Annotated in this window: 36 protein-coding genes; 1 reads left to right on the forward strand and 35 read right to left on the reverse strand. The window is 57.3% G+C overall.

All coding sequences use genetic code 11. The features are described 5' to 3' along the window. Positions 1-27: 27 nt before the first annotated feature. The 30 genes from H7B90_RS21365 to rpsJ all read right to left on the reverse strand — a co-directional run bounded on the left by H7B90_RS21365 (position 28) and on the right by rpsJ (position 14,834). Entirely contained in the window at positions 28-972 is a 945-nt protein-coding gene (locus H7B90_RS21365) for a DNA-directed RNA polymerase subunit alpha (protein ID WP_185137935.1), read from the reverse strand. A 192-nt stretch (positions 973-1,164) separates the two neighbouring features. Beyond that, positions 1,165-1,563, reverse strand: a complete 399-nt coding sequence (rpsK, locus tag H7B90_RS21370; protein WP_185137936.1) for a 30S ribosomal protein S11 — start codon at positions 1,561-1,563, stop codon at positions 1,165-1,167. A gap of 18 nt (positions 1,564-1,581) precedes the next feature. Then, positions 1,582-1,950 (reverse strand): 30S ribosomal protein S13, encoded by a 369-nt coding sequence (gene rpsM, locus H7B90_RS21375; protein ID WP_185137937.1) that lies wholly within the window; start codon positions 1,948-1,950, stop codon positions 1,582-1,584. 18 nt (positions 1,951-1,968) lie between these two features. Further along, on the reverse strand, positions 1,969-2,082 hold the full coding sequence (gene rpmJ / locus H7B90_RS21380; protein WP_003333770.1) for a 50S ribosomal protein L36: 114 nt from the start codon (positions 2,080-2,082) through the stop codon (positions 1,969-1,971). A gap of 90 nt (positions 2,083-2,172) precedes the next feature. Beyond that, positions 2,173-2,388, reverse strand: a complete 216-nt coding sequence (gene infA, locus H7B90_RS21385; protein WP_015253312.1) for a translation initiation factor IF-1 — start codon at positions 2,386-2,388, stop codon at positions 2,173-2,175. A 2-nt stretch (positions 2,389-2,390) separates the two neighbouring features. Further along, on the reverse strand, positions 2,391-2,699 hold the full coding sequence (locus H7B90_RS21390; RefSeq protein ID WP_185137938.1) for a KOW domain-containing RNA-binding protein: 309 nt from the start codon (positions 2,697-2,699) through the stop codon (positions 2,391-2,393). Between the two features lie 10 nt (positions 2,700-2,709). Beyond that, entirely contained in the window at positions 2,710-3,462 is a 753-nt protein-coding gene (gene map, locus H7B90_RS21395) for a type I methionyl aminopeptidase (protein WP_185137939.1), read from the reverse strand. A 5-nt stretch (positions 3,463-3,467) separates the two neighbouring features. Continuing rightward, entirely contained in the window at positions 3,468-4,112 is a 645-nt protein-coding gene (locus H7B90_RS21400) for an adenylate kinase (RefSeq protein ID WP_185137940.1), read from the reverse strand. 21 nt (positions 4,113-4,133) lie between these two features. After that, positions 4,134-5,435, reverse strand: a complete 1,302-nt coding sequence (gene secY / locus H7B90_RS21405; protein ID WP_185137941.1) for a preprotein translocase subunit SecY — start codon at positions 5,433-5,435, stop codon at positions 4,134-4,136. Then, positions 5,435-5,878, reverse strand: a complete 444-nt coding sequence (gene rplO / locus H7B90_RS21410; protein WP_185137942.1) for a 50S ribosomal protein L15 — start codon at positions 5,876-5,878, stop codon at positions 5,435-5,437. Before rplO ends, secY begins: the two co-directional genes overlap by 1 nt. Positions 5,879-5,934: 56 nt before the next feature. Then, a complete protein-coding gene (gene rpmD / locus H7B90_RS21415) occupies positions 5,935-6,114 on the reverse strand; it encodes a 50S ribosomal protein L30 (RefSeq protein ID WP_185137943.1) in 180 nt (59 codons plus the stop codon). 13 nt (positions 6,115-6,127) lie between these two features. Next, a complete protein-coding gene (rpsE, locus tag H7B90_RS21420; protein ID WP_185137944.1) occupies positions 6,128-6,625 on the reverse strand; it encodes a 30S ribosomal protein S5 in 498 nt (165 codons plus the stop codon). 32 nt (positions 6,626-6,657) lie between these two features. Beyond that, a complete protein-coding gene (gene rplR / locus H7B90_RS21425) occupies positions 6,658-7,026 on the reverse strand; it encodes a 50S ribosomal protein L18 (RefSeq protein WP_185137945.1) in 369 nt (122 codons plus the stop codon). Positions 7,027-7,088: 62 nt separating this feature from the next. Beyond that, positions 7,089-7,631: a 50S ribosomal protein L6 gene (gene rplF / locus H7B90_RS21430; RefSeq protein WP_185137946.1), complete on the reverse strand. Its 543-nt coding sequence runs from the start codon at positions 7,629-7,631 to the stop codon at positions 7,089-7,091. A gap of 30 nt (positions 7,632-7,661) precedes the next feature. Beyond that, positions 7,662-8,060, reverse strand: a complete 399-nt coding sequence (gene rpsH / locus H7B90_RS21435; RefSeq protein WP_185137947.1) for a 30S ribosomal protein S8 — start codon at positions 8,058-8,060, stop codon at positions 7,662-7,664. 30 nt (positions 8,061-8,090) lie between these two features. Then, positions 8,091-8,276: a type Z 30S ribosomal protein S14 gene (locus H7B90_RS21440; RefSeq protein ID WP_090117903.1), complete on the reverse strand. Its 186-nt coding sequence runs from the start codon at positions 8,274-8,276 to the stop codon at positions 8,091-8,093. A gap of 52 nt (positions 8,277-8,328) precedes the next feature. Continuing rightward, entirely contained in the window at positions 8,329-8,871 is a 543-nt protein-coding gene (rplE, locus tag H7B90_RS21445; protein WP_185137948.1) for a 50S ribosomal protein L5, read from the reverse strand. 35 nt (positions 8,872-8,906) lie between these two features. Beyond that, entirely contained in the window at positions 8,907-9,260 is a 354-nt protein-coding gene (gene rplX, locus H7B90_RS21450; protein ID WP_212961678.1) for a 50S ribosomal protein L24, read from the reverse strand. 42 nt (positions 9,261-9,302) lie between these two features. Continuing rightward, positions 9,303-9,671 carry a 50S ribosomal protein L14 gene (gene rplN / locus H7B90_RS21455; RefSeq protein ID WP_185137949.1) on the reverse strand — a complete coding sequence of 123 codons (369 nt, stop codon included), beginning with the start codon at positions 9,669-9,671 and terminating at the stop codon, positions 9,303-9,305. A gap of 36 nt (positions 9,672-9,707) precedes the next feature. Then, positions 9,708-9,971 carry a 30S ribosomal protein S17 gene (gene rpsQ, locus H7B90_RS21460; RefSeq protein ID WP_027091990.1) on the reverse strand — a complete coding sequence of 88 codons (264 nt, stop codon included), beginning with the start codon at positions 9,969-9,971 and terminating at the stop codon, positions 9,708-9,710. Positions 9,972-10,018: 47 nt separating this feature from the next. Then, positions 10,019-10,216: a 50S ribosomal protein L29 gene (gene rpmC, locus H7B90_RS21465; RefSeq protein WP_126961576.1), complete on the reverse strand. Its 198-nt coding sequence runs from the start codon at positions 10,214-10,216 to the stop codon at positions 10,019-10,021. After that, positions 10,203-10,640 (reverse strand): 50S ribosomal protein L16, encoded by a 438-nt coding sequence (rplP, locus tag H7B90_RS21470; protein ID WP_185137950.1) that lies wholly within the window; start codon positions 10,638-10,640, stop codon positions 10,203-10,205. The genes rpmC and rplP overlap by 14 nt, the downstream gene beginning before the upstream one ends. Before the next feature lie 3 nt (positions 10,641-10,643). Next, positions 10,644-11,309, reverse strand: coding sequence for a 30S ribosomal protein S3 (gene rpsC / locus H7B90_RS21475; protein WP_185137951.1), 666 nt, complete (start codon positions 11,307-11,309; stop codon positions 10,644-10,646). A gap of 13 nt (positions 11,310-11,322) precedes the next feature. Further along, positions 11,323-11,661, reverse strand: a complete 339-nt coding sequence (gene rplV / locus H7B90_RS21480; protein WP_185137952.1) for a 50S ribosomal protein L22 — start codon at positions 11,659-11,661, stop codon at positions 11,323-11,325. Positions 11,662-11,712: 51 nt separating this feature from the next. Next, a complete protein-coding gene (gene rpsS / locus H7B90_RS21485) occupies positions 11,713-11,994 on the reverse strand; it encodes a 30S ribosomal protein S19 (RefSeq protein WP_185137953.1) in 282 nt (93 codons plus the stop codon). 51 nt (positions 11,995-12,045) lie between these two features. Then, positions 12,046-12,873, reverse strand: a complete 828-nt coding sequence (gene rplB / locus H7B90_RS21490) for a 50S ribosomal protein L2 (RefSeq protein ID WP_185137954.1) — start codon at positions 12,871-12,873, stop codon at positions 12,046-12,048. A gap of 29 nt (positions 12,874-12,902) precedes the next feature. Then, complete coding sequence (rplW, locus tag H7B90_RS21495) at positions 12,903-13,196, reverse strand: 50S ribosomal protein L23 (protein ID WP_185137955.1); 294 nt, start codon at positions 13,194-13,196, stop codon at positions 12,903-12,905. Continuing rightward, a complete protein-coding gene (gene rplD / locus H7B90_RS21500; protein WP_185137956.1) occupies positions 13,196-13,819 on the reverse strand; it encodes a 50S ribosomal protein L4 in 624 nt (207 codons plus the stop codon). The genes rplW and rplD overlap by 1 nt, the downstream gene beginning before the upstream one ends. 31 nt (positions 13,820-13,850) lie before the next feature. After that, entirely contained in the window at positions 13,851-14,471 is a 621-nt protein-coding gene (gene rplC, locus H7B90_RS21505; RefSeq protein WP_185137957.1) for a 50S ribosomal protein L3, read from the reverse strand. 54 nt (positions 14,472-14,525) lie between these two features. Continuing rightward, entirely contained in the window at positions 14,526-14,834 is a 309-nt protein-coding gene (gene rpsJ, locus H7B90_RS21510; RefSeq protein WP_027092000.1) for a 30S ribosomal protein S10, read from the reverse strand. A gap of 389 nt (positions 14,835-15,223) precedes the next feature. Between rpsJ and H7B90_RS21515 the strand changes: the two genes are divergently transcribed. Next, on the forward strand, positions 15,224-15,925 hold the full coding sequence (locus H7B90_RS21515; RefSeq protein WP_185137958.1) for a peptidylprolyl isomerase: 702 nt from the start codon (positions 15,224-15,226) through the stop codon (positions 15,923-15,925). Positions 15,926-16,103: 178 nt separating this feature from the next. Here the strand turns inward: H7B90_RS21515 and tuf are convergent, their stop codons facing one another. From tuf to H7B90_RS21540, 5 genes are all read right to left on the reverse strand, one after another. Further along, positions 16,104-17,294, reverse strand: coding sequence for an elongation factor Tu (tuf, locus tag H7B90_RS21520; RefSeq protein ID WP_185137959.1), 1,191 nt, complete (start codon positions 17,292-17,294; stop codon positions 16,104-16,106). A gap of 97 nt (positions 17,295-17,391) precedes the next feature. Beyond that, a complete protein-coding gene (fusA, locus tag H7B90_RS21525) occupies positions 17,392-19,467 on the reverse strand; it encodes an elongation factor G (RefSeq protein WP_185137960.1) in 2,076 nt (691 codons plus the stop codon). A gap of 36 nt (positions 19,468-19,503) precedes the next feature. Then, positions 19,504-19,974 (reverse strand): 30S ribosomal protein S7, encoded by a 471-nt coding sequence (gene rpsG / locus H7B90_RS21530; RefSeq protein WP_185137961.1) that lies wholly within the window; start codon positions 19,972-19,974, stop codon positions 19,504-19,506. Positions 19,975-20,034: 60 nt separating this feature from the next. After that, on the reverse strand, positions 20,035-20,454 hold the full coding sequence (gene rpsL / locus H7B90_RS21535; RefSeq protein WP_136370199.1) for a 30S ribosomal protein S12: 420 nt from the start codon (positions 20,452-20,454) through the stop codon (positions 20,035-20,037). Positions 20,455-20,609: 155 nt separating this feature from the next. Next, on the reverse strand, positions 20,610-20,855 hold the full coding sequence (locus H7B90_RS21540; RefSeq protein ID WP_376701743.1) for a ribosomal L7Ae/L30e/S12e/Gadd45 family protein: 246 nt from the start codon (positions 20,853-20,855) through the stop codon (positions 20,610-20,612). Positions 20,856-20,864 lie beyond the last annotated feature (9 nt).

Raw genomic sequence — 20,864 nt, forward strand, 5'->3', positions numbered from 1 at the left:
CCCTCCTTGCTGCTTAATTCATTGCGCTTATTCTTCGATACGTAATCCGAGTCCGAGCTCCTCGAGCTTCTCCTGCACTTCCTCCAGAGACTTGCGGCCCAGGTTGCGGACCTTCATCATGTCTTCTTCGGATTTGGTGATCAGCTCTTGCACCGTGTTGATGCCGGCGCGCTTGAGGCAGTTGTAGGAACGGACGGAGAGATCCAGCTCTTCGATCGTCATCTCGAGAACCTTCTCCTTCTTGTCCTCTTCCTTCTCCTTCATCGTCTCGGTGTCCTTGGCTTCGTCCGTTAATCCGACGAACAACGACAAGTGATCCGTCAGGATCTTCGCGCCCAAACTGACCGCTTCTTCCGGTCGAATACTTCCGTCCGTCCACACTTCGAGCGTGAGCTTGTCATAGTTGGTCACTTGGCCGACACGGGTATTTTCGACTTTATAGTTAACGCGGGTAATAGGCGTGTAGATCGAGTCGACCGGAATGACCCCGATCGGCTGATCCTCCTTCTTGTTGCGATCCGCCGGGACGTAACCCCGTCCCTGTCTGGCAAAAATGCGCATGTGAAGGCGCGCACCGGAAGCCAGAGTCGCGATGTGCAGATCCGGGTTCAGGATCTCCACGTCGCTGTCCGCCCGAATGTCGCCGGCCGTCACGACGCCTTCGCCTTCCGCATCAATCTCGAGCACTTTCTCCTCGTCGGAATGAATCTTCAGCGAAAGGCGCTTCAGGTTGAGGATAATCTCCGTTACATCCTCAATGACGCCCGGAACGGTAGAGAACTCGTGAAGAACTCCGTCAATCTGCACCGAGATGACGGCGGCGCCCGGCAAGGACGACAGCAGAATGCGGCGGAGGGAGTTGCCCAACGTCATGCCGTAGCCGCGTTCCAGCGGCTCCACGACGAAACGACCATACCTCTTGTCTTCCTGGATCTCCACGGACTCGATTTTCGGCTTCTCGATCACAATCACAACCATAACCCTCCTTCAAAACGTCGCTGCGTTGCTGACGTTGCCGATGGTTTACCCCGACCGGACATAAGCCTAATCGTGCTGTGTGTCACGCTCGCTGGGCGCGAGCCTGTAGGGTAAACCATGTAGTATGCCTAACCATTACAACCATTATTCACAAGTTGTTCTTGTTTGATACCACAGCGGCTGGCGTTATACGCGACGGCGTTTCGGAGGACGGCAGCCGTTGTGAGGGATCGGCGTAACGTCTTTGATCATGCTGACTTCAAGACCTGCGGCTTGCAGGGAACGGATCGCGGCTTCGCGGCCTGCGCCCGGACCTTTAACCATGACTTCCACGGCGCGCATGCCGTGTTCCATCGCGGCGCGGGCTGCGGACTCGGCGGCCATCTGCGCGGCGTACGGGGTGCTCTTGCGGGAGCCCTTGAACCCGAGGTTGCCGGAGCTTGCCCAAGAGACCGCGTTGCCGTGCGGGTCCGTGATCGTTACGATCGTATTGTTGAACGTCGAACGAATGTGCGCGACGCCCGACTCGATGTTCTTCCGGTCGCGGCGCTTCGTGCGGACGACTTTCTTGCCTTTTGGTGCCATGTTCGTTATCCCCCCTTATTACTTCTTCTTGTTCGCTACCGTACGGCGCGGGCCTTTGCGCGTGCGGGCGTTCGTCTTCGTGCGTTGACCGCGAACGGGCAGGCCGCGGCGATGGCGGACTCCGCGATAGCAGCCGATCTCGATCAGGCGCTTGATGTTCAGCGCGATCTCGCGGCGAAGGTCGCCTTCGACCTTCTGGGTCTTGTCGATCGCGTCGCGAATACGAGCCAGCTCGTCTTCGGTCAGATCGCGAACGCGCGTGTTCGGGTTGATGTCAGCCTGCGCGAGCAGCTTCTGCGAAGTCGTTTTGCCGATTCCGAAGATGTACGTCAGGGCGATCTCCACGCGCTTGTCGCGGGGAAGGTCAACACCAGCAATACGTGCCATTCTCTACAGCACCTCCTCTTAGCCTTGTTTTTGTTTATGTTTCGGATTTTCGCAGATGACCATCACGTTGCCTTTGCGGCGAATGACTTTGCATTTCTCGCAAATCGGTTTGACCGAAGGTCTCACCTTCATGATAATAACCTCCTTCAATGTGCGATCGTTTGGGTATGCGCGCGCGGCGCCGCGTTCGATCGTCACGAGTGGTGCGGGCGTTCGGACGAGCTATTTGCGGTAGGTGATACGGCCCCGCGTCAAATCGTAAGGCGACAGTTGTATAACCACTTTGTCTCCCGTCAGGATGCGGATGAAGTGCATCCGCAGCTTGCCGGAGACGTGAGCCAGAATTTGGTGTCCGTTCTCGAGTTCCACCCGGAACATCGCGTTCGGCAGCGGTTCGATGACCGTTCCTTCCACCTCAATGACATCCTCTTTGGCCACGGTCAAACTCCTTTCTCTTCAGCATGCGCTTCGAGCCGCCGCATCGCGTCAACGATTGCAAACCGGAGCTTCCCGTTGGTCACGCGTCCGGTCTCTCGAAGACTGTTTACGACTTCCTCGTTAACGATCCCGATCGGTTCGAGATGCAGCACGTTTTTGCGTTTGGGCCGATCGAATCGGCGTTTGTCGCCGTCGGCCACGAGCGCGAATCGCTCGTCAACGAGAGCTATGACGACCGTCAATTGGCCCTCGTCTTTGCCACGCCGGTTCCTCACGATATCCCCGGGCGACAGCTTGGCGTGTTCCGTCATCGCGATCCACCTAATCTTCCGTTCGGGTCAAGATCTCGTACCCTTCTTCGGTCACGGCAATCGTATGTTCGAAATGCGCGCACAGGGAGCCGTCCACCGTGACGACCGTCCAGTTGTCGGAGAGCGTCCGGACGTACCGTTCGCCGACGTTGACCATCGGCTCGATCGCGAGCGTCATGCCCGGCTTGAGCCGCGGTCCCCGGTCGGGAACGCCGTAATTCGGAATCTGCGGTTCTTCGTGCAGCTCCGCGCCTACGCCGTGACCGACGTATTCGCGAACGACGGAGAAGCCCGCCTCTTCGATAACCTTCTGGATCCGGTGAGAGACCGTGAACAGACGAACGTCGGGCCGAATGATCTCGAGGCCGGCATACAGCGACGCTTCCGTAACGTCCAGCAGCCTCTGGGCCTCTTCGCTGATCCGGCCGACGCCGTACGTCCAAGCCGAGTCTCCGTGATAACCTTTATACTGCGCGCCGATGTCGATGCTGATGATGTCGCCCTCTACGAGCTTCCGCGGTCCGGGGAACCCGTGAACGAGCTCCTCGTTGACGGAAGCGCATATGCTGGACGGGAATCCGTTATAGCCTTTGAAAGAAGGAACGGCGCCTTGGCTCCGGATATACTCTTCGGCGATACGATCGAGCTCCGCCGTCGTAATGCCGGGCGCGACCGCCTGCTTCATCAGGCGATGCGTCTCGGCGACGATCCGGCCGGCCTCCCGCATCAAGTTCAATTCCGAATCGGATTTGATCACGATCATGGCGATTACCCTCGCAAGAGGGAACCGATCTCGGCCGTAACCGCGTCGATATCCTTCTCCCCGTCCACTTCCCGGAGCAATCCCTTGTTACCATAATACTCGAGCAACGGAGCGGTCTTGCTCGTATACTCGTCAAGCCGGGTTCCGACTTTCTCTTCCGTGTCGTCGGAGCGCTGGTACAGCTCTCCTCCGCACTTGTCGCATACAGCCTCTTGCTTCGGCGGATTGAACAACACATGGTAGGTCGATCCGCACGATTTGCAAATCCGTCTTCCCGTCAAGCGGGCGAGCAGCAAGCTGCGGTCCACCTTCAGGTTGATAACGTGATCGATCTTGCGTCCCATATCCGCGAGCATCGCGTCGAGCGCTTCGGCTTGGGCGAGCGTGCGCGGGAATCCGTCAAGCAGAAACCCGGCTTCGCAGTCGGGCAGGGACAACCGGTCGCGGACGATTCCGTTCGTCACTTCGTCCGGAACGAGAAGGCCTTGGTCCACGTACTCCTTGGCCTTCTGTCCGAGCGGAGTGTTCTCCTTCATCGCCAGGCGGAATGCATCTCCGGTCGAGATATGAGGCACGCCGAACTGTTCGACGATCCGTTCGGCCTGCGTTCCCTTACCGGCGCCAGGAGGCCCCATAAACAAGATGTTCATTTCCGTACCTCCCAAGGCGACTTACTTATTGATAAACCCTTTGTAGTGGCGTTTGATCAATTGGCTCTCCACTTGCTTCATCGTCTCCAGCGCGACGCCTACGACGATGAGAAGCGAGGTGCCGCCCAGCTGTACCGTTCTCGGGAGCCCGAACGCCGACCCGAAGGCAACCGGCAGAATCGAGATGACCGCGAGGAATATGGCGCCAGCGAGCGTAATGCGGGTAATGACGCGCATCAGGTAACCGGCCGTCGGCTTGCCCGGACGAATGCCCGGAATGTATCCGCCGTTTTTCTTCATGTTGTCCGCCAACTGTTGAGGGTTGAACTGAACGAACGTGTAGAAGAAGGTGAATCCGACGATCAGCAGGATGTACAGGACCATACCGAGCGGTTTGTCGTAGTACAGATGGCTGATAATCCAGTTAGCCCAAGTGTGTCCCGCCCAGAATTGGGCGATCGTAATCGGGAACATCAGCAGCGAGGAAGCGAAGATAACCGGGATAACGCCGGCGCCATTGACCTTGAGAGGAATGTGCGTCGATTGTCCGCCGTACATCTTCTGTCCGACGACGCGCTTCGCGTATTGGACCGGAATCTTGCGAATCCCTTGCTGGATGAAGATGACGCCTACGATGATCACGAGGATCACGACCACGATGATCAAGACTTTCAGGATGCTCCAGAAAATCTGGCCTTCGTTGTTCGCGAACTGATCTCTGTAGATGTCTTGAGCGTATTGCGGAATCCGAGAGACGATGGCCGCGAACATCAGGATCGAGATCCCGTTGCCGATGCCTTTCTCGTTGATTTGCTCGCCGAGCCACATCAAGAAAGCCGTACCCGCGGTCAACACGATGGCGATCATGATGTAGGTTGCCGCCGTCGGATCAAGCACCATCTTGCTATTATAGATCCGGTTGAAGCCAATCGCGGTTGCGAAGGCTTGAATCAGCCCTAGAACGACCGTCCCGTACCGTGTGACTTGCGCCAGCTTCCGCTTGCCGTTCTCGCCTTCCTTCTGCCATTCCGAGAACTTCGGGATGACGTCCATCGACAGCAGCTGCACGATGATCGATGCCGTGATGTAAGGCATGATCCCGAGGGCGAAGATCGAGAATTGGAACAAGGCGCCCCCGGAGAACGTGTTCAGCAGGCCGAACAGCTCGTTGCCCTGTTGGTTGGCGGCTTCGAGCACGGTCTTGTCGATGTTCGGAACCGGAATGAAAGAACCTACGCGATAGACAAGCAAGATGAAAAGGGTGAACAGGATCCTCTTGCGAAGGTCCTCTACTTTCCAAATGTTGGAGACGGTCGCAAACATTAGATCACCTCGGTTTTACCGCCGGCGGCCTGGATTTTTGCTACTGCGGATTGCGAAAACTTGTGAGCCTTGACAGTCAGCTGTACGCTCAGTTCGCCGTTCCCGAGGATCTTGATGCCGTCTTTCGGGTTCTTGAGAATCCCTTGGGAGAGCAGAAGCTCCGGGGTTACTTCCGTGCCAGCTTCAAATCCGTTCAGTTGATCCAGGTTTACGATCGCGTATTCAGTCGCGAAGCGATCGTTGTTGAAGCCGCGTTTCGGCAGTCGACGGTACAGAGGATTCTGGCCGCCTTCGAATCCGGGACGAACTCCGCCGCCGGAACGGGCGTTTTGACCTTTGTGACCGCGGGTGGACGTCTTGCCCATACCGCTGCCGATGCCGCGACCGACGCGCTTGCGGCTGAACTTGGACCCTTCAGCAGGAGAAAGTTCATGCAATTTCATCGTTCGTCGCACCTCCTTGAGTGATTTGCAATTGCGGTTCTATCTTCGAAATCGGATTAGACTTCTTTGACTTCGACCAGGTGGCTGACATGGTTCACCATGCCGCGAATGGCCACGTTGTCTTCCTTGACGACGCTGGAGTTCACTTTCGTGAGGCCCAGCGATTGAACCGTCGCGCGTTGATCCTGCGGACGTCCAATCAGGCTGCGTTTGAGGGTGATTTGCAGTTTAGCCATCGATTTCCCCTCCTTAACCTAACAGCTCTTCCACGGTTTTGCCGCGGAGCTTCGCCACGTCTTCGGCGCGTTTCAGCCGGGAGAGTCCTTCCAACGTCGCATTAACCATGTTGATGGAGTTGGAGGATCCGAGCGATTTCGTCAAAATGTCGCCGACTCCGGCCAGTTCGAGCACCGCGCGGACAGGGCCGCCCGCGATAACGCCCGTACCTTCCGATGCCGGTTTCAGCAGCACTTTGCCGGCGCCGAACTGTCCCGTAACGGCGTGCGGAATCGTCGTGCCAACCAGCGGTACGTAAATCAGATTTTTCTTCGCGTCCTCGACGCCTTTGCGGATCGCTTCCGGAACTTCCCCGGCTTTGCCGATCCCGGCGCCAACCCAGCCCTTGCCGTCGCCGACAACGACGAGCGCGCTGAAGCTGAAGCGGCGTCCGCCTTTGACGACTTTGGCAACGCGGTTGATCTGGACCATTTTTTCAGTGAGTTCCAACGTATTCGGATCTACACGCAAGTCGTTTACCCTCCTTGTGTCGAAAATTTGGTTTAGAACTGCAGTCCGGCTTCGCGAGCCGCGTCCGCCAGAGCTTGAATACGGCCGTGGTACAAGTAGCCGCCGCGGTCGAACACGACGCTCTCGTAGCCTTTGGCTTTGGCGCGCTTCGCGATCAGCTCGCCAACCTTGCGAGCGGACTCGACGTTGCCGCCGTTCTTGATTTCCGATGCGAGCTCTTTATCGACCGTCGAAGCGGAGGCGATCGTTACGCCCTTCACGTCGTCGATCAATTGAGCGTAGATATGCTTCGAGGAACGGAACACGGACAAGCGCGGACGCTCGTTCGTTCCGCTGATTTTCTTGCGCACGCGGAGGTGACGCTTCAGACGGGCTTTGTTCTTATCGCCTTTGGTAATCATCTAAGACACGCTCCTTAACGGTTGCATCTGGGCAGCTTTAGGCCACCCGCAACTTCGTTTCATTATTTCTTCTTGCCGGCCTTGCCTTCCTTGCGGATGATGCGCTCGCCTTCGTACTTGATGCCCTTGCCTTTGTAAGGCTCCGGCGGACGAACTTCGCGCACCTTGGCCGCGATGGCGCCGACGGCTTCCTTGTCGATGCCCTTGACGATGATCCTGTTCTGAGCCGGAACTTCGAACTCGACGCCCTTCTCCGGCACGAATTCGACCGGATGGGAGTAGCCGACGTTCAGAACGAGCTTCTCGCCGGACTTGCTGGCGCGGTAACCGACGCCGACAAGCTCGAGGTTCTTGGAGTAACCTTCGGTTACGCCGTTGACCATGTTGGCGACGACGCTGCGGGTCGTGCCGTGCAGCGAGCGATGCAGCTTCTGATCGGAAGGACGCTCGATCGTGATCACGTTCGACTCGACCGTTACCTTCATGTCTTTGTGCAGTTCGCGCGTCAAAGTTCCTTTCGGTCCTTTGACGGTAATCGTATTGTTGTCCAGGTTCACGTCCACGCCGTTAGGCACCTGGATCGGTTTACGTCCGATACGGGACATGGGTACACCTCCTAACTTGTGCGGGTTGAATTACCAAACGTAGCAAAGAACTTCGCCGCCGGATTTGCCTTGACGGGCTTCCTTGTCGGTGACGATGCCTTTGGATGTCGAGATGATCGCGATGCCGAGGCCGCCCAGAACGCGCGGAACTTCGTTCGACTTCGTGTATACGCGCAGGCCCGGCTTGCTAATGCGCTTCAGGCCCGTAATAACGCGCTCGTTGTTCGGTCCGTACTTGAGGAAAATACGGATCAGCCCTTGCTTGTTGTCCTCTACGTATTCGGCGTCGCGGATGAAGCCTTCGCGCTTGAGGATTTCGGCGATTTGCTTCTTCACTTTGGACGCGGGCAATTCCACCGTCTCGTGGCGCACCAGGTTCGCGTTGCGAATGCGCGTCAGCATATCTGCAATGGGATCAGACATAACCATGGGGTAAACCTCCTTCCCGAACTAGGCTGATTACCAGCTCGCTTTTTTAACGCCAGGAATCTGGCCTTTGTATGCCAACTCACGGAAACAAATCCGGCAAATCTTGAACTTCTGCAGCACGGAATGCGGACGTCCGCAACGCTCGCACCGCGTGTAAGCACGGACTTGAAACTTCGGCGGGCGCTGTTGCTTGATTTTCATCGACGTTTTTGCCACTTGCTTTCACACCTCCCAAAGGGTCCCTTGGCTCATGGCCAGGTGGGCGACGTCACTTCGCGAAAGGCATGCCCAGTTGGGTCAGCAGTTCGCGCGCTTCTTCGTCCGTATTAGCGGTCGTTACGATAACGATATCCATCCCGCGGATCTTGTCGACCTTGTCGTACTCGATCTCGGGGAAGATCAGTTGTTCCTTCAAGCCGAGCGTGTAGTTGCCGCGACCGTCGAACGCCTTGCTGGAGACGCCGCGGAAGTCGCGAACGCGCGGAAGCGAAATGTTGAACAGCTTGTCGAGGAAGTAGTACATGCGGTCGCCGCGCAGCGTGACCTTCGCGCCGATCGGAGCGTTCTCGCGGAGGCGGAAGCCTGCGATGGACTTCTTCGCGCGGGTGATGACCGGCTTCTGGCCGGCGATCTTCTGCAGATCTTCGACGGCGGAGTCCAGAACCTTGGAGTTTTGAACCGCGTCGCCTACGCCCATGTTAATGACAACTTTCTCGATCTTCGGCACTTGCATGACCGATTTGTAGCTGAACTTCTGCATCAGAGCAGGAGTGATCTCATTGAGGAAACGTTCTTTCATTCTTGCTGCCATTTGTCACAGTGACCTCCTTTCCGTCTTGACTGCGATTAGTCGATCTCTTGGCCGGATTTCTTCGCGATCCGAACCTTCTTGCCGTTCTCCAGAACTTTGTAGCCGATACGAGTCGCCTTGCCGGTCTTCGGATCGACGTGCATGACGTTGGAAGCATGGATCGGAGCTTCTTGCTCGACGATGCCGCCTTGCGGGTTGTTCGCGTTCGGGCGGGTATGCTTCTTCACCAGGTTGACGCCTTCGACGAGAACGCGGTTCTCGCGCGGGTAAGCGGCGATGACGCGACCCTTCTTGCCTTTATCCTTGCCGGAGATGACGATGACGTTATCGTCCTTCTTCACGTGCAGCTTGTTGTTGTGCGATTCGAGCACTTTTTTCAAACGGGGCATGGGTACACCTCCTTGAGTGGTTCTCCATGGACATCAGCCGGCTTACAGAACTTCCGGCGCCAGAGAAATGATTTTCATGAAATCACGTTCGCGCAGCTCGCGGGCTACCGGTCCGAAGATACGGGTTCCGCGCGGGCTCTTGTCTTCCTTAACGATAACGGCCGCGTTCTCGTCGAACGCGATATAGGAACCGTCCTTGCGGCGTACCGCACGCTTCGTACGGACGATGACGCACTTCACGACGTCGCCCTTCTTGACAACGCCCCCTGGCGTTGCTTGTTTGACGGAAGCAACGATCAGGTCGCCGATGTGGCCTACGCGGCGTCCCGTGCCGCCAAGCACGCGGATGCACATCAGTTCCTTCGCGCCCGAGTTGTCGGCTACGGCCAATCTCGTAAACGGTTGAATCATCGCTGGGTCCTCCTTTCAGTGACAGCTGAGATTGCGTTACAGAATAACGGCTTTCTCGGTGATTTCGACAAGGCGCCAGTTCTTGTCCTTCGACAGCGGACGGGTCTCCATGATCTTCACGGTGTCGCCGATCTTCGCTTCGTTGTTCTCGTCGTGAGCCTTGAACTTCTTCGTGTATTTGATGCGCTTGTGGTACAGGCTGTGCTTCTTGTACGTCTCGACGGCTACCACGATCGTTTTGTCCATCTTGTCGGAGACGACTTTACCGATCTGCACCTTGCGGTTGTTGCGGTCGCTCATTGAAATCCTCCTTCCCGGAAGCGGTGTTCGGGGTTTATGTTCGGGTGTTAGCCGATGCCGAGTTCACGCTCGCGCAAAATGGTTTTGGCCCGGGCAATCTCTTTGCGCAGCTCGCTGATGCGGTGCGGGTTGTCCAGTTGGCCGGTGGCCAGTTGGAAACGGAGGTTAAACAGTTCTTCCTTGAAGCCGGCGACCTTCTGTTCGATCTCGACGGACGTCAAGTTCCGGAACTCACTGCCCTTCATTCGCTTCACCACCCAGTTCTTCACGCTTGACAAACTTCGTCTTGATCGGCAGCTTGTGAGCCGCAAGACGCATCGCTTCACGTGCGACTTCCTCGGGTACGCCCGCCAGTTCAAACAGGATCTTGCCCGGTTTGACGACGGCAACCCACTTCTCTACGTTACCTTTACCGCTACCCATCCGGACTTCGAGAGGCTTCTGGGTGATCGGCTTGGACGGGAAAATCTTGATCCATACTTTACCGCCCCGCTTGATGTAGCGGGTCATCGCGATACGAGCGGCTTCGATCTGGCGGTTCGTTACCCAAGAAGGCTCTTGGGCTTGAAGGCCGTATTCGCCGAAGCTAACCGTGGTGCCGCCCTTGGCTTGGCCTTTCATCTTGCCGCGATGCTGCTTGCGGTGTTTGACGCGCTTAGGGACCAACATGGTTTAGTTGCCTCCTTCCTGAGCTGCTTTCTTCTTCTTCGCCGGAAGGACTTCGCCGCGGTAGATCCACACTTTGACGCCGATGCGTCCGTACGTGGTATGAGCTTCAGCGGTTCCGTAGTCGATGTCCGCGCGCAGCGTGTGCAGCGGAACCGTACCTTCGCTGTAGCCTTCCGTACGTGCGATCTCGGCGCCGCCCAGGCGTCCGCTAACCGACGTTTTGATACCCTTGGCGCCAGCGCGCAGGGTGCGTTGGATCGATTGCTTCATGGCGCGGCGGAACGCGATGCGGCGCTCCAGCTGTTGAGCGATGCTCTCGGCCACGAGAATAGCGTCCAATTCCGGATTCTTGATCTCGGAGATGTTGATGTGTACCTTCTTGCCGTTCGTCAGCTTGGTCAGCTCGCCGCGGATGACTTCCACTTCGGCGCCGCCCTTGCCGATGACCATACCCGGCTTAGCGGTATGGATCGTGACGTTGACGCGGTTGGCTGCGCGCTCGATCTCGAAGCGCGATACCGCTGCGTCTTTCAGTTTATTTTTGAGGAATTCGCGGATTTTGACGTCTTCCATCAGGAGAGAACCAAAATCTTTGTCGGCATACCATTTGGATTCCCAATCGCGGATAATGCCGATGCGAAGACCGACCGGATTTACCTTTTGACCCACACGTTGTCCCTCCTTATTTTTCGGATACGACCAGCGTAATGTGGCTGGTCCGCTTGAAGATGCTGAACGCGCGCCCCTGCGAACGAGGTTGGAATCGTTTCAGAGTCGGACCTTCATTGACGTAAGCTTGGCTGATGACCAGCTTGTTGACGTCCAGTTGGTAGTTATGTTCAGCGTTGGCCACAGCAGAGTTCAAGAGCTTCTCCAGGATCGGGGAAGCCGAACGCGGAGTGTGGCGCAGAATGGCGATCGCTTCGCCAACCTTCTTGCCGCGGATCAGGTCAACGACCAGTCGGACTTTGCGGGCCGGAATGCGAATGTAGCTCGCAACGGCTTTCGCTTCTTGTGCCATCGATGTACCTCCTTCCCTACGTTACGCGAGCCGGTTGCCCGGCCGCCCGATTTATCTTCTGCCCGTTTTCTTATCGTCGTCGGTGTGTCCTTTGAACGTGCGCGTAGGAGCGAATTCCCCGAGCTTATGACCGACCATGTCTTCCGTCACGTAGACCGGAACATGCTTGCGGCCGTCGTATACGGCGAACGTATGGCCGACGAACTGCGGGAAAATCGTCGAACGGCGGGACCACGTTTTGATAACGACTTTCTTGTTGGACTCGTTCAGAACGTCTACTTTCTTCAGCAGGTAGTCGTCTACGAAAGGTCCCTTCTTCAAGCTGCGACCCATGGTATAATCCTCCCTTCAACCCGAATTGGGGGTTGGCCGTTATCGCGAGCCTTACTTGCGACGGCGGACAATATATTGGCTGGAAGCTTTCTTTTTCTTGCGGGTTTTGTAACCGAGCGTCGGCTTGCCCCAAGGGGACATAGGCGACTTGCGTCCGATAGGCGCGCGGCCTTCGCCACCGCCGTGCGGGTGATCGACCGGGTTCATGACGACGCCGCGAACGACTGGGCGCTTGCCCATGTTGCGGGAACGTCCGGCTTTACCGACGTTGATCAGCTCGTGGTCTTGGTTGCCTACGGAACCGATCGTCGCGCGGCATTGCTTCAGAACCTTGCGGATCTCGCCGGATGCCAGGCGAATCGTGACGTAAGTCTCTTCCTTGCCGAGCAGCTGCGCTTCGGTACCGGCCGCGCGAACCAATTGGCCGCCCTTGCCCGGCTTCAGCTCGATGTTGTGGATCAGCGTACCGACCGGGATGTTCTCCAGCGGAAGGGCATTGCCCACCTTGATGTCGGCTTCCGGTCCGGATACGATCTCGTCTCCGACCTTCAGACCCTTAGGAGCGACGATGTAGCGCTTCTCTCCGTCCAGGTAGTTGATCAGAGCGATGTAAGAGGTCCGGTTCGGATCGTACTCGATCGAGGCTACGCGTCCGGGAACGCCGTCCTTGTTGCGCTTGAAGTCGATGATCCGGTATTTGCGCTTATGGCCGCCACCTTGGTGACGAACCGTGATTTTGCCTTGATGGTTGCGTCCGCCGCGCTTCGGCAGAGGAGCCAGCAACGATTTCTCCGGCGTCGACGTCGTGACTTCTTCGAACGTGGAGACCGTCATTTGACGACGGCTAGGCGATGTCGGTTTGAACTTTTTGACTGCCACTGAATTTCCCTCCTTACTTCACAGACTTGTTAGACCGATGCTTCGAAGAATTCGAGCGGCTTGCTGCCTTCGGCCAGCTGGACGATCGCTTTCTTCCATTCCGAAGTGTAGCCGGAGTGGCGTCCGTAGCGGCGCGGCTTAGCCGGCATGCGCAGCGTGTTGACGCTGGCGACCTTCACTTTGAAGATCTGCTCGATCGCTTGCTTGATTTCCGTTTTGTTGGCTTTGATATCGACTTCGAACACGTATTTCAGTTGTTCGACGAATTCGCTCGTGCGCTCGGTAATGACCGGACGCTTGATCACATCGCGAGGGTTTTTCATTACGCGAACACCTCCTCGACTTTGGCGACCGCATCCTTGGTGATAATGAGCTTGTCATGCACCATGATGTCGAGCACGTTGATTCCCGTTGCGGAGACGAACTTCACTCCCGGGATGTTGCGCGCGGAGAGGGCTACGTTGTCCTCGTAGTCGGCCGTTACGACCAGCGCCTTGCGCTCGACCTTGAGGTTGCCCAGAATCTTCGCGAACTCCTTCGTCTTCGGCGCGGCCAGAGCCAGTTGATCCAGAACGATGATCTCGCCCCCGATAACCTTGCTGGACAGAGCCGACTTGATCGCCAGACGGCGAACTTTACGAGGAAGCTTGAAGCCGTAGCTGCGCGGAGTCGGTCCGAATACCGTACCGCCGCCCTTCCATTGAGGCGAACGGATCGAGCCTTGACGGGCGCGGCCGGTGCCTTTTTGTTTCCACGGTTTGCGGCCGCCGCCGCGAACTTCGGAACGGCCTTTCGTTTTGTGCGTGCCTTGACGTACGGAAGCCTGTTGCAGAACGACCGCGCTGTGCAGAACGTGGGTATTCGGAGTTACGCCGAATACGCCTTCCGCCAATTCGATCTCGCCTACTTGGCTGCCGCTGACGTTGTATACATTCACTTTAGGCATGAGTGGTCCTCCTTTCCAAAAGCATTAATGATTATTTCTTCACCGACGAGCGGATTTTGAGGTAGCTGTTGCGAGCGCCCGGTACGGAGCCCTTGATCAGCAGAACGTTGCGCTCGACGTCGACCTTGACGACTTCGAGGTTCTGAACCGTGATCGTCTCGCTGCCGAGGCGGCCGTGCATCTTCTTGCCCTTCGGCACGCGGTTGGCGTCGCGAATCGTAGCGAGCGAACCGTTGCCGCGGTGGTACTTCGAACCGTGGGTCATCTTGCCGCGTTGGAAGCCCCAACGCTTGATGGCGCCAGCCGTCCCCTTACCTTTGGAAATCCCCGTAACGTCAACAAACTCTCCCTCAGCAAATACGTCAACTTTGACTTCGCCGCCTACTTCGAGGCCTTGCGAACCGCTGATTTCGCGAATGAAGCGCTTGGGGCCAGTGTTGGCTTTTTTGGCATGTCCGATCGCCGGCTTGGTCGCGAGCTTCTCGCGCTTGTCGGCGAAGCCCAGCTGGACAGCTTCGTATCCGTCGTTGTCGGCCGTCTTGACCTGCAGTACGACGTTCGGAGTGGCTTCAACTACGGTTACCGGCACGACGCTGCCGTCGGCGGCGAACACTTGAGTCATTCCGATCTTACGTCCCAAGATTCCTTTCATGTTGACACCTCTTTTCCTTCCGTTATTCACATTGTTCGTAACTGTCTTGCGTTATTAGAGCTTGATCTCGATGTCGACGCCGGACGGCAGGTCAAGGCGCATCAGCGCGTCTACCGTTTGCGGCGTAGGATTGACGATGTCAATCAAGCGCTTGTGCGTGCGCATCTCGAATTGCTCACGCGAATCCTTGTACTTGTGAACCGCGCGCAGGATCGTGATGACCTGCTTCTCGGTCGGCAGCGGGATCGGACCGGATACGCCGGCGCCCGTGCGCTTAGCCGTCTCTACGATCTTCTCCGCGGATTGATCCAGGATACGGTGATCGTAGGCTTTGAGACGGATACGGATTTTTTGCTTTGCCATAGAATTCCCTCCTTCATTCGTCCAATTTTGGAATCGGACATACTCCGCGAGAATACCCCGTACGACATCCTGACGCCCCTCTATGGCAAAGGGGCCGGGTGTGTCGGCAACCTCCCGCATCATCGCACAGTCACAGACCAACATTCACTATTATAGCGATCGGCCCATTCAAAAGCAACAAAAATTTCTCGATTTTCATAAGGATTTTCATGGACCGCCGGTTATCGAAGTTGTCCGTTCGAGTTGGCTATATATAATAGAAGAAACTCGACGAGATTCGCTCGAATGCGCCTCCATTCTCCCCGCTGGAGCGCGATTCCCGTTGGATTTTCCGCCTATTGGTATGCTATGATTCTTGATGGATAACGGACAAGGGGGAACGCTAACGAATGAGACCACGAACGAAGCTGTTCGGCCTGCTGCTTGTAGCGGTGGCGTCGACGCTGATCTTCTCCTCGTGCGGCAAGAAGCCGGAAGCCGGGAACGCCGCTTCGCCCAGCGCGCCCGCGGCCTCGCCTTCCGCGAGCCCGTCGGAGACGCCTTCCGGGATCGATCCGACGGCCAAGCATCCGGTCGTGACGATCGAGATGGACAACGGCAAGACGATCAAGGCCGAGCTGTACCCGGAGGTGGCGCCGAACACGGTGAACAACTTCATCTCCCTCGTGAAGAAGGGCTTCTACGACGGGACGATCTTCCATCGCGTCATTCCGGGCTTCATGATTCAGGGAGGCGATCCGGAGGGGACGGGCATGGGCGGTCCCGGCTACAGCATTCCGGGCGAGTTCGCGGCCAATGGCTTTACGAACAATCTGAAGCACACTCGCGGCATCCTGTCGATGGCCCGGGCTCAAGATCCGGATTCGGCCGGCTCCCAGTTCTTCCTCATGGTAGCGGACGCCCCTCATCTCGATGGGCAATACGCCGCCTTCGGGCAAGTCATCGAAGGAATGAACGTCGCGGACGATATCGTGAACCTGGAGAGGGACGCCAGCGACCGTCCGACGAAGCCTCCGGTTATGAAGAAGGTTACGGTGGATACGCTGGGCGAGGAATATCCGGAGCCGAAGCATACCGAAGGTCAGCAGTAGAGCGAGCAACCTCGGAGAGAACCCTAGCGCTCGTCGAATCGGCGCGCAGTTATGCCATCGCATAGCTTGCGCGCCTTTGTCATGCCTTAACCGCCGGGACGCCCATTAATTAAGGCGCCTACACAAGAGAAGGCCTTCCGCGGAACGAGTCCGGGAAGGCCTTCTATGCGAAGCGATATTACTTCTGGATCGTAGCGACGGCGCCAGCGCCGACCGTACGGCCGCCTTCGCGGATGGAGAAGCGAGTTCCTTCTTCAACAGCGATCGGAGCGATCAGTTCAACCGTAACGGTGATGTTGTCGCCAGGCATAACCATCTCGGTGCCTTCCGGCAGGTTGATGATGCCCGTAACGTCCGTCGTGCGGAAGTAGAACTGCGGACGGTAGCCCGTGAAGAAAGGCTTATGACGGCCGCCTTCTTCTTTGGTCAGGACGTAGATTTGAGCCGTGAAGTTCGTGTGCGGCTTAACGGAAGCCGGCTTAGCCAGAACTTGGCCGCGCTCGATTTCCTTACGGTCAACGCCGCGAAGCAGGGCGCCGATGTTGTCGCCGGCTTGAGCGGAGTCAAGCAGCTTGCGGAACATTTCAACGCCGGTAACGACGGACTTCTTGGTCTCTTCGTGCAGACCGATGATCTCGATTTCGTCGCCGATCTTGATCGTACCGCGCTCAACGCGGCCCGTAGCAACCGTACCGCGACCCGTGATCGTGAATACGTCCTCGACCGGCATCAGGAACGGCTTGGATACGTCGCGCTCAGGCGTCGGGATGTAAGTATCGACTTGCTCGAACAGCTCGACGATCTTGTCTGCCCACGGGCCGTTCGGGTTCTCCAGAGCCGGACGCGCAGCGCCGCGGATGATCGGAGTGTCGTCGCCCGGGAACTCGTACTCGTTCAGAAGGTCGCGAACTTCCATCTCAACCAGCTCGAGGAGCTCTTCGTCTTCAACCATGTCGCACTTGTTCAGGAATACAACGATGTAAGGAACGCCTACTTGGCGGGAGAGCAGGATGTGCTCGCGCGTTTGCGGCATCGGGCCGTCAGCTGCGGATACGACCAGGATCGCGCCGTCCATCTGAGCAGCGCCGGTGATCATGTTCTTAACGTAGTCGGCGTGTCCCGGGCAGTCAACGTGCGCATAGTGACGGTTCGGGGTCTCGTATTCAACGTGAGCGGTGGAGATCGTAATCCCGCGCTCGCGCTCTTCCGGAGCCTTGTCGATTTGGTCGAACGCTACGGCAGCGCCGCCGTATTTGGTAGCCAGAACGGTCGTGATAGCAGCCGTCAGGGTCGTTTTGCCATGGTCGACGTGACCGATCGTGCCGATGTTAACGTGCGGTTTCGTACGTTCGAACTTAGCCTTTGCCATTGAATTGTCTCCTCCTTATTGGGAAAAAGGAATTTATGGGGTGGCCGGGAGGAGAGGCGCTTGGCGCGTCCCCTGGCCCGTCCGAATCCAAAGCTTATTAAGCGCCTTTACTCTTGGAGATGATCTCTTCTTGGATCGATCTCGGCACTTCTTCGTAGTGCGACAGTTCCATGGAGAACACGCCGCGTCCTTGCGTACCGGAACGAAGAACGGTCGAGTAGCCGAACATCTCAGCCAGCGGCACCTTCGCACGAACGATGACGGCGCCGTGTCGCGTGTCGCTTCCTTCGATGCGTCCGCGACGGGAGCTGATCATGCCCATGACGTCGCCCATATATTCTTCCGGAACGGTAACTTCGACCTTCATGATCGGCTCGAGCAGCACCGGGTTACACTTGTCCTTCGCTGCCTTGAGCGCCATGGAGCCCGCGATCTTAAACGCCATCTCGTTGGAGTCGACGTCATGGTACGATCCGTCGAAGATGGTGGCCTTGATGTCCACCAGCGGGAAGCCGGCAAGAACGCCGTTCTTCATCGCTTCTTCGATACCGGCTTGCGTAGGCGCGATATATTCGCGCGGCACGACGCCGCCGACGACCTTGTTCTCGAACACGAAGCCGGAACCCGGCTCGAGCGGTTCGAACTCGATCCAGACGTGGCCGTATTGACCGCGTCCGCCGGACTGACGCACGAACTTGCCTTCGACCTTCGCTGCTTGACGGAACGTCTCGCGGTAAGCGACTTGCGGCTTGCCGACGTTCGTCTCGACCTTGAATTCGCGAAGCATGCGGTCAACCAGAATCTCGAGGTGAAGCTCGCCCATGCCGGCGATGATCGTCTGACCGGTCTCTTCGTCGGTACGAGCGCGGAAGGTCGGATCCTCTTCGGCGAGCTTCTGCAGAGCGATACCCATCTTGTCTTGGTCGGCCTTCGTCTTCGGCTCGACGGCAAGCTCGATAACCGGCTCAGGGAAGTTCATCGATTCGAGGATAACCGGATTCTTCTCGTCGCACAGCGTGTCGCCCGTCGTCGTGTCCTTCAGACCGACGGCCGCGGCGATATCGCCGGCGTAAACTTCGCTGATCTCTTGACGGCTGTTCGCGTGCATCTGCAGAATACGGCCGATGCGCTCGCGCTTGTTCTTCGTCGCGTTGATGACGTACGAACCGGAGTTCAGAACGCCGGAGTACACGCGGAAGAACGTCAGCTTGCCGACGTAAGGGTCGGTCATGATCTTGAACGCCAGAGCGGCGAACGGCTGATCGTCGCCCGACTTGCGGGTCGTCTCGGTTCCGTCTTCAAGGGTACCCTTGATGTCCGGAACGTCAACCGGAGCCGGCAGGTAGTCGACGACCGCGTCCAGCATCGGCTGAACGCCTTTGTTGCGATAGGAGGAACCGCAGACGACCGGGAAGATCTTCACTTCCACGACGCCCTTGCGGAGAGCCTTCTTGATCTCTTCCACCGTCAGCTCTTCGCCTTCGAGGTACTTCATCATCAGCTCTTCGTCAAGCTCGGCTACCTTCTCTACCAATTCCATACGCAGCTCTTCGACCTTGTCGGCGAGATCCGCGGGAATTTCGGATTTGACCGGTTCTTTGCCCAGATCGTCTTGGTAGACATAAGCGACCCGTTCGATCAGGTCGATCATGCCCTTGAAGTCGTTCTCGGCGCCGATCGGCAGTTGGATCGCGACGGCATTGGCTTGCAGACGATCGCGCATGTCTTGTACGACCTGCAGGAAGTCCGCGCCAATGATGTCCATCTTGTTGACGTAAGCGATCCGCGGTACGCCGTAACGGTCGGCTTGGCGCCATACCGTCTCGGACTGCGGTTCGACGCCTTCCTTGGCGCTGAATACGCCTACGGCTCCGTCCAATACGCGCAGGGAGCGCTCGACTTCTACCGTAAAGTCAACGTGACCCGGAGTGTCGATAATATTGATGCGGTGACCCTTCCACTGGGCGGTCGTCGCGGCGGACGTAATCGTGATGCCGCGCTCTTGTTCTTGTTCCATCCAGTCCATCGTAGCGGCGCCTTCGTGCACTTCGCCGATCTTATGAACGCGTCCGGTGTAGAACAGAATCCGCTCGGTAGTCGTCGTCTTACCCGCGTCAATATGCGCCATGATGCCGATATTGCGCGTATTCTGTAAGGAGAACTCCCTAGCCATTCATTTGTCTCCTTTCGCTTCCGTGACTCCGTGGAATTACCAACGGTAGTGGGCGAATGCTTTGTTGGCTTCTGCCATCTTGTGCGTGTCTTCGCGCTTCTTGACTGCTGCACCCGTGTTGTTGGAAGCATCCAGAATCTCGGCTGCAAGACGCTCTTCCATCGTCTTCTCGCCGCGGTTGCGGGAGTAGTTCACCAACCAACGCAGTCCAAGGGACGTACGGCGCTCCGGCTTGACTTCGATCGGAACTTGGTAGTTGGCGCCACCTACGCGGCGGGCTTTGACTTCGAGCACCGGCATGATGTTCTTGATAGCCGCTTCGAATACTTCCATGGGATCTTTGCCGGAACGTTCGCGAATCAGGTCGAACGCGTTGTACAGCAGCTGCTGGGCAACGCCTTTCTTCCCGTCGATCATGATCCGGTTGACGAGACGAGTAACCAGCTTGCTGTTGTATACCGGATCCGGGAGAACGTCCCGCTTCGGCACTGGTCCTTTACGTGGCATCGATATATCCTCCTTTCTCATTCTTGTTGTACCAAGCCTAGCCTATACGGGCATTAGGGCTTATTTTTTCGCTTTGGCGCGCTTCGTGCCGTACTTGGAACGAGCTTGCTTGCGGTTGTTGACGCCTGCGGTATCCAGAGCGCCGCGAACGATGTGATAACGGACACCCGGAAGGTCTTTAACCCGGCCGCCGCGGATCAACACGACGCTGTGCTCCTGCAGGTTGTGACCGATACCCGGAATGTAAGCCGTCACCTCTACGCGGTTCGTCAGACGTACCCGCGCGTATTTGCGAAGCGCGGAGTTCGGCTTCTTCGGCGTCATCGTGCCTACGCGAGTGCATACGCCGCGCTTCTGCGGCGCGCTCAGATCGGTCTCGACGCGCTTCAAGGCGTTGAAGCCCTTCTGCAGAGCAGGGGATTTCGATTTGACCACCTTCGGTTCGCGTCCTTTACGTACGAGCTGGTTGATTGTTGGCATGTTGCCACCCCCTTCCCAAAGAGTTAAACATAATGAGTCAACAGGCATCCGGTCCGTGAAGAGCGAAGCCCACAGATCCAGGCGGTTCATTTTGAGAAATGCGAAAGGGTCTGACCGATTCCTTCTTCGAAGAAAACGGCTAGAACCCGTAATCTCTATTCCTCTACGACAGCGGCCGCGGCCGTGCCGACGTCAATTCCGCACGCCTTGCCCAGGCTTCGCATCGTATCGACGAACGTGACTTCAACGTTATGTTGCCTGCACAATTGCACGATACGGCTCACCAGGCGGGAATCTGCATCTTGCGCCACATAGACCATCGTGGCCTTGCCTTGCTCCACCATCTTGGTCGTCTGCTTCGTACCGACCTTCACGCTTCCCGGCTGTATTCGTCCGTTCAAATCCATGGA

The organism is Cohnella xylanilytica, from assembly GCF_014212175.1.
GTDB classification, from domain to species: Bacteria; Bacillota; Bacilli; order Paenibacillales; family Paenibacillaceae; genus Cohnella; species Cohnella xylanilytica.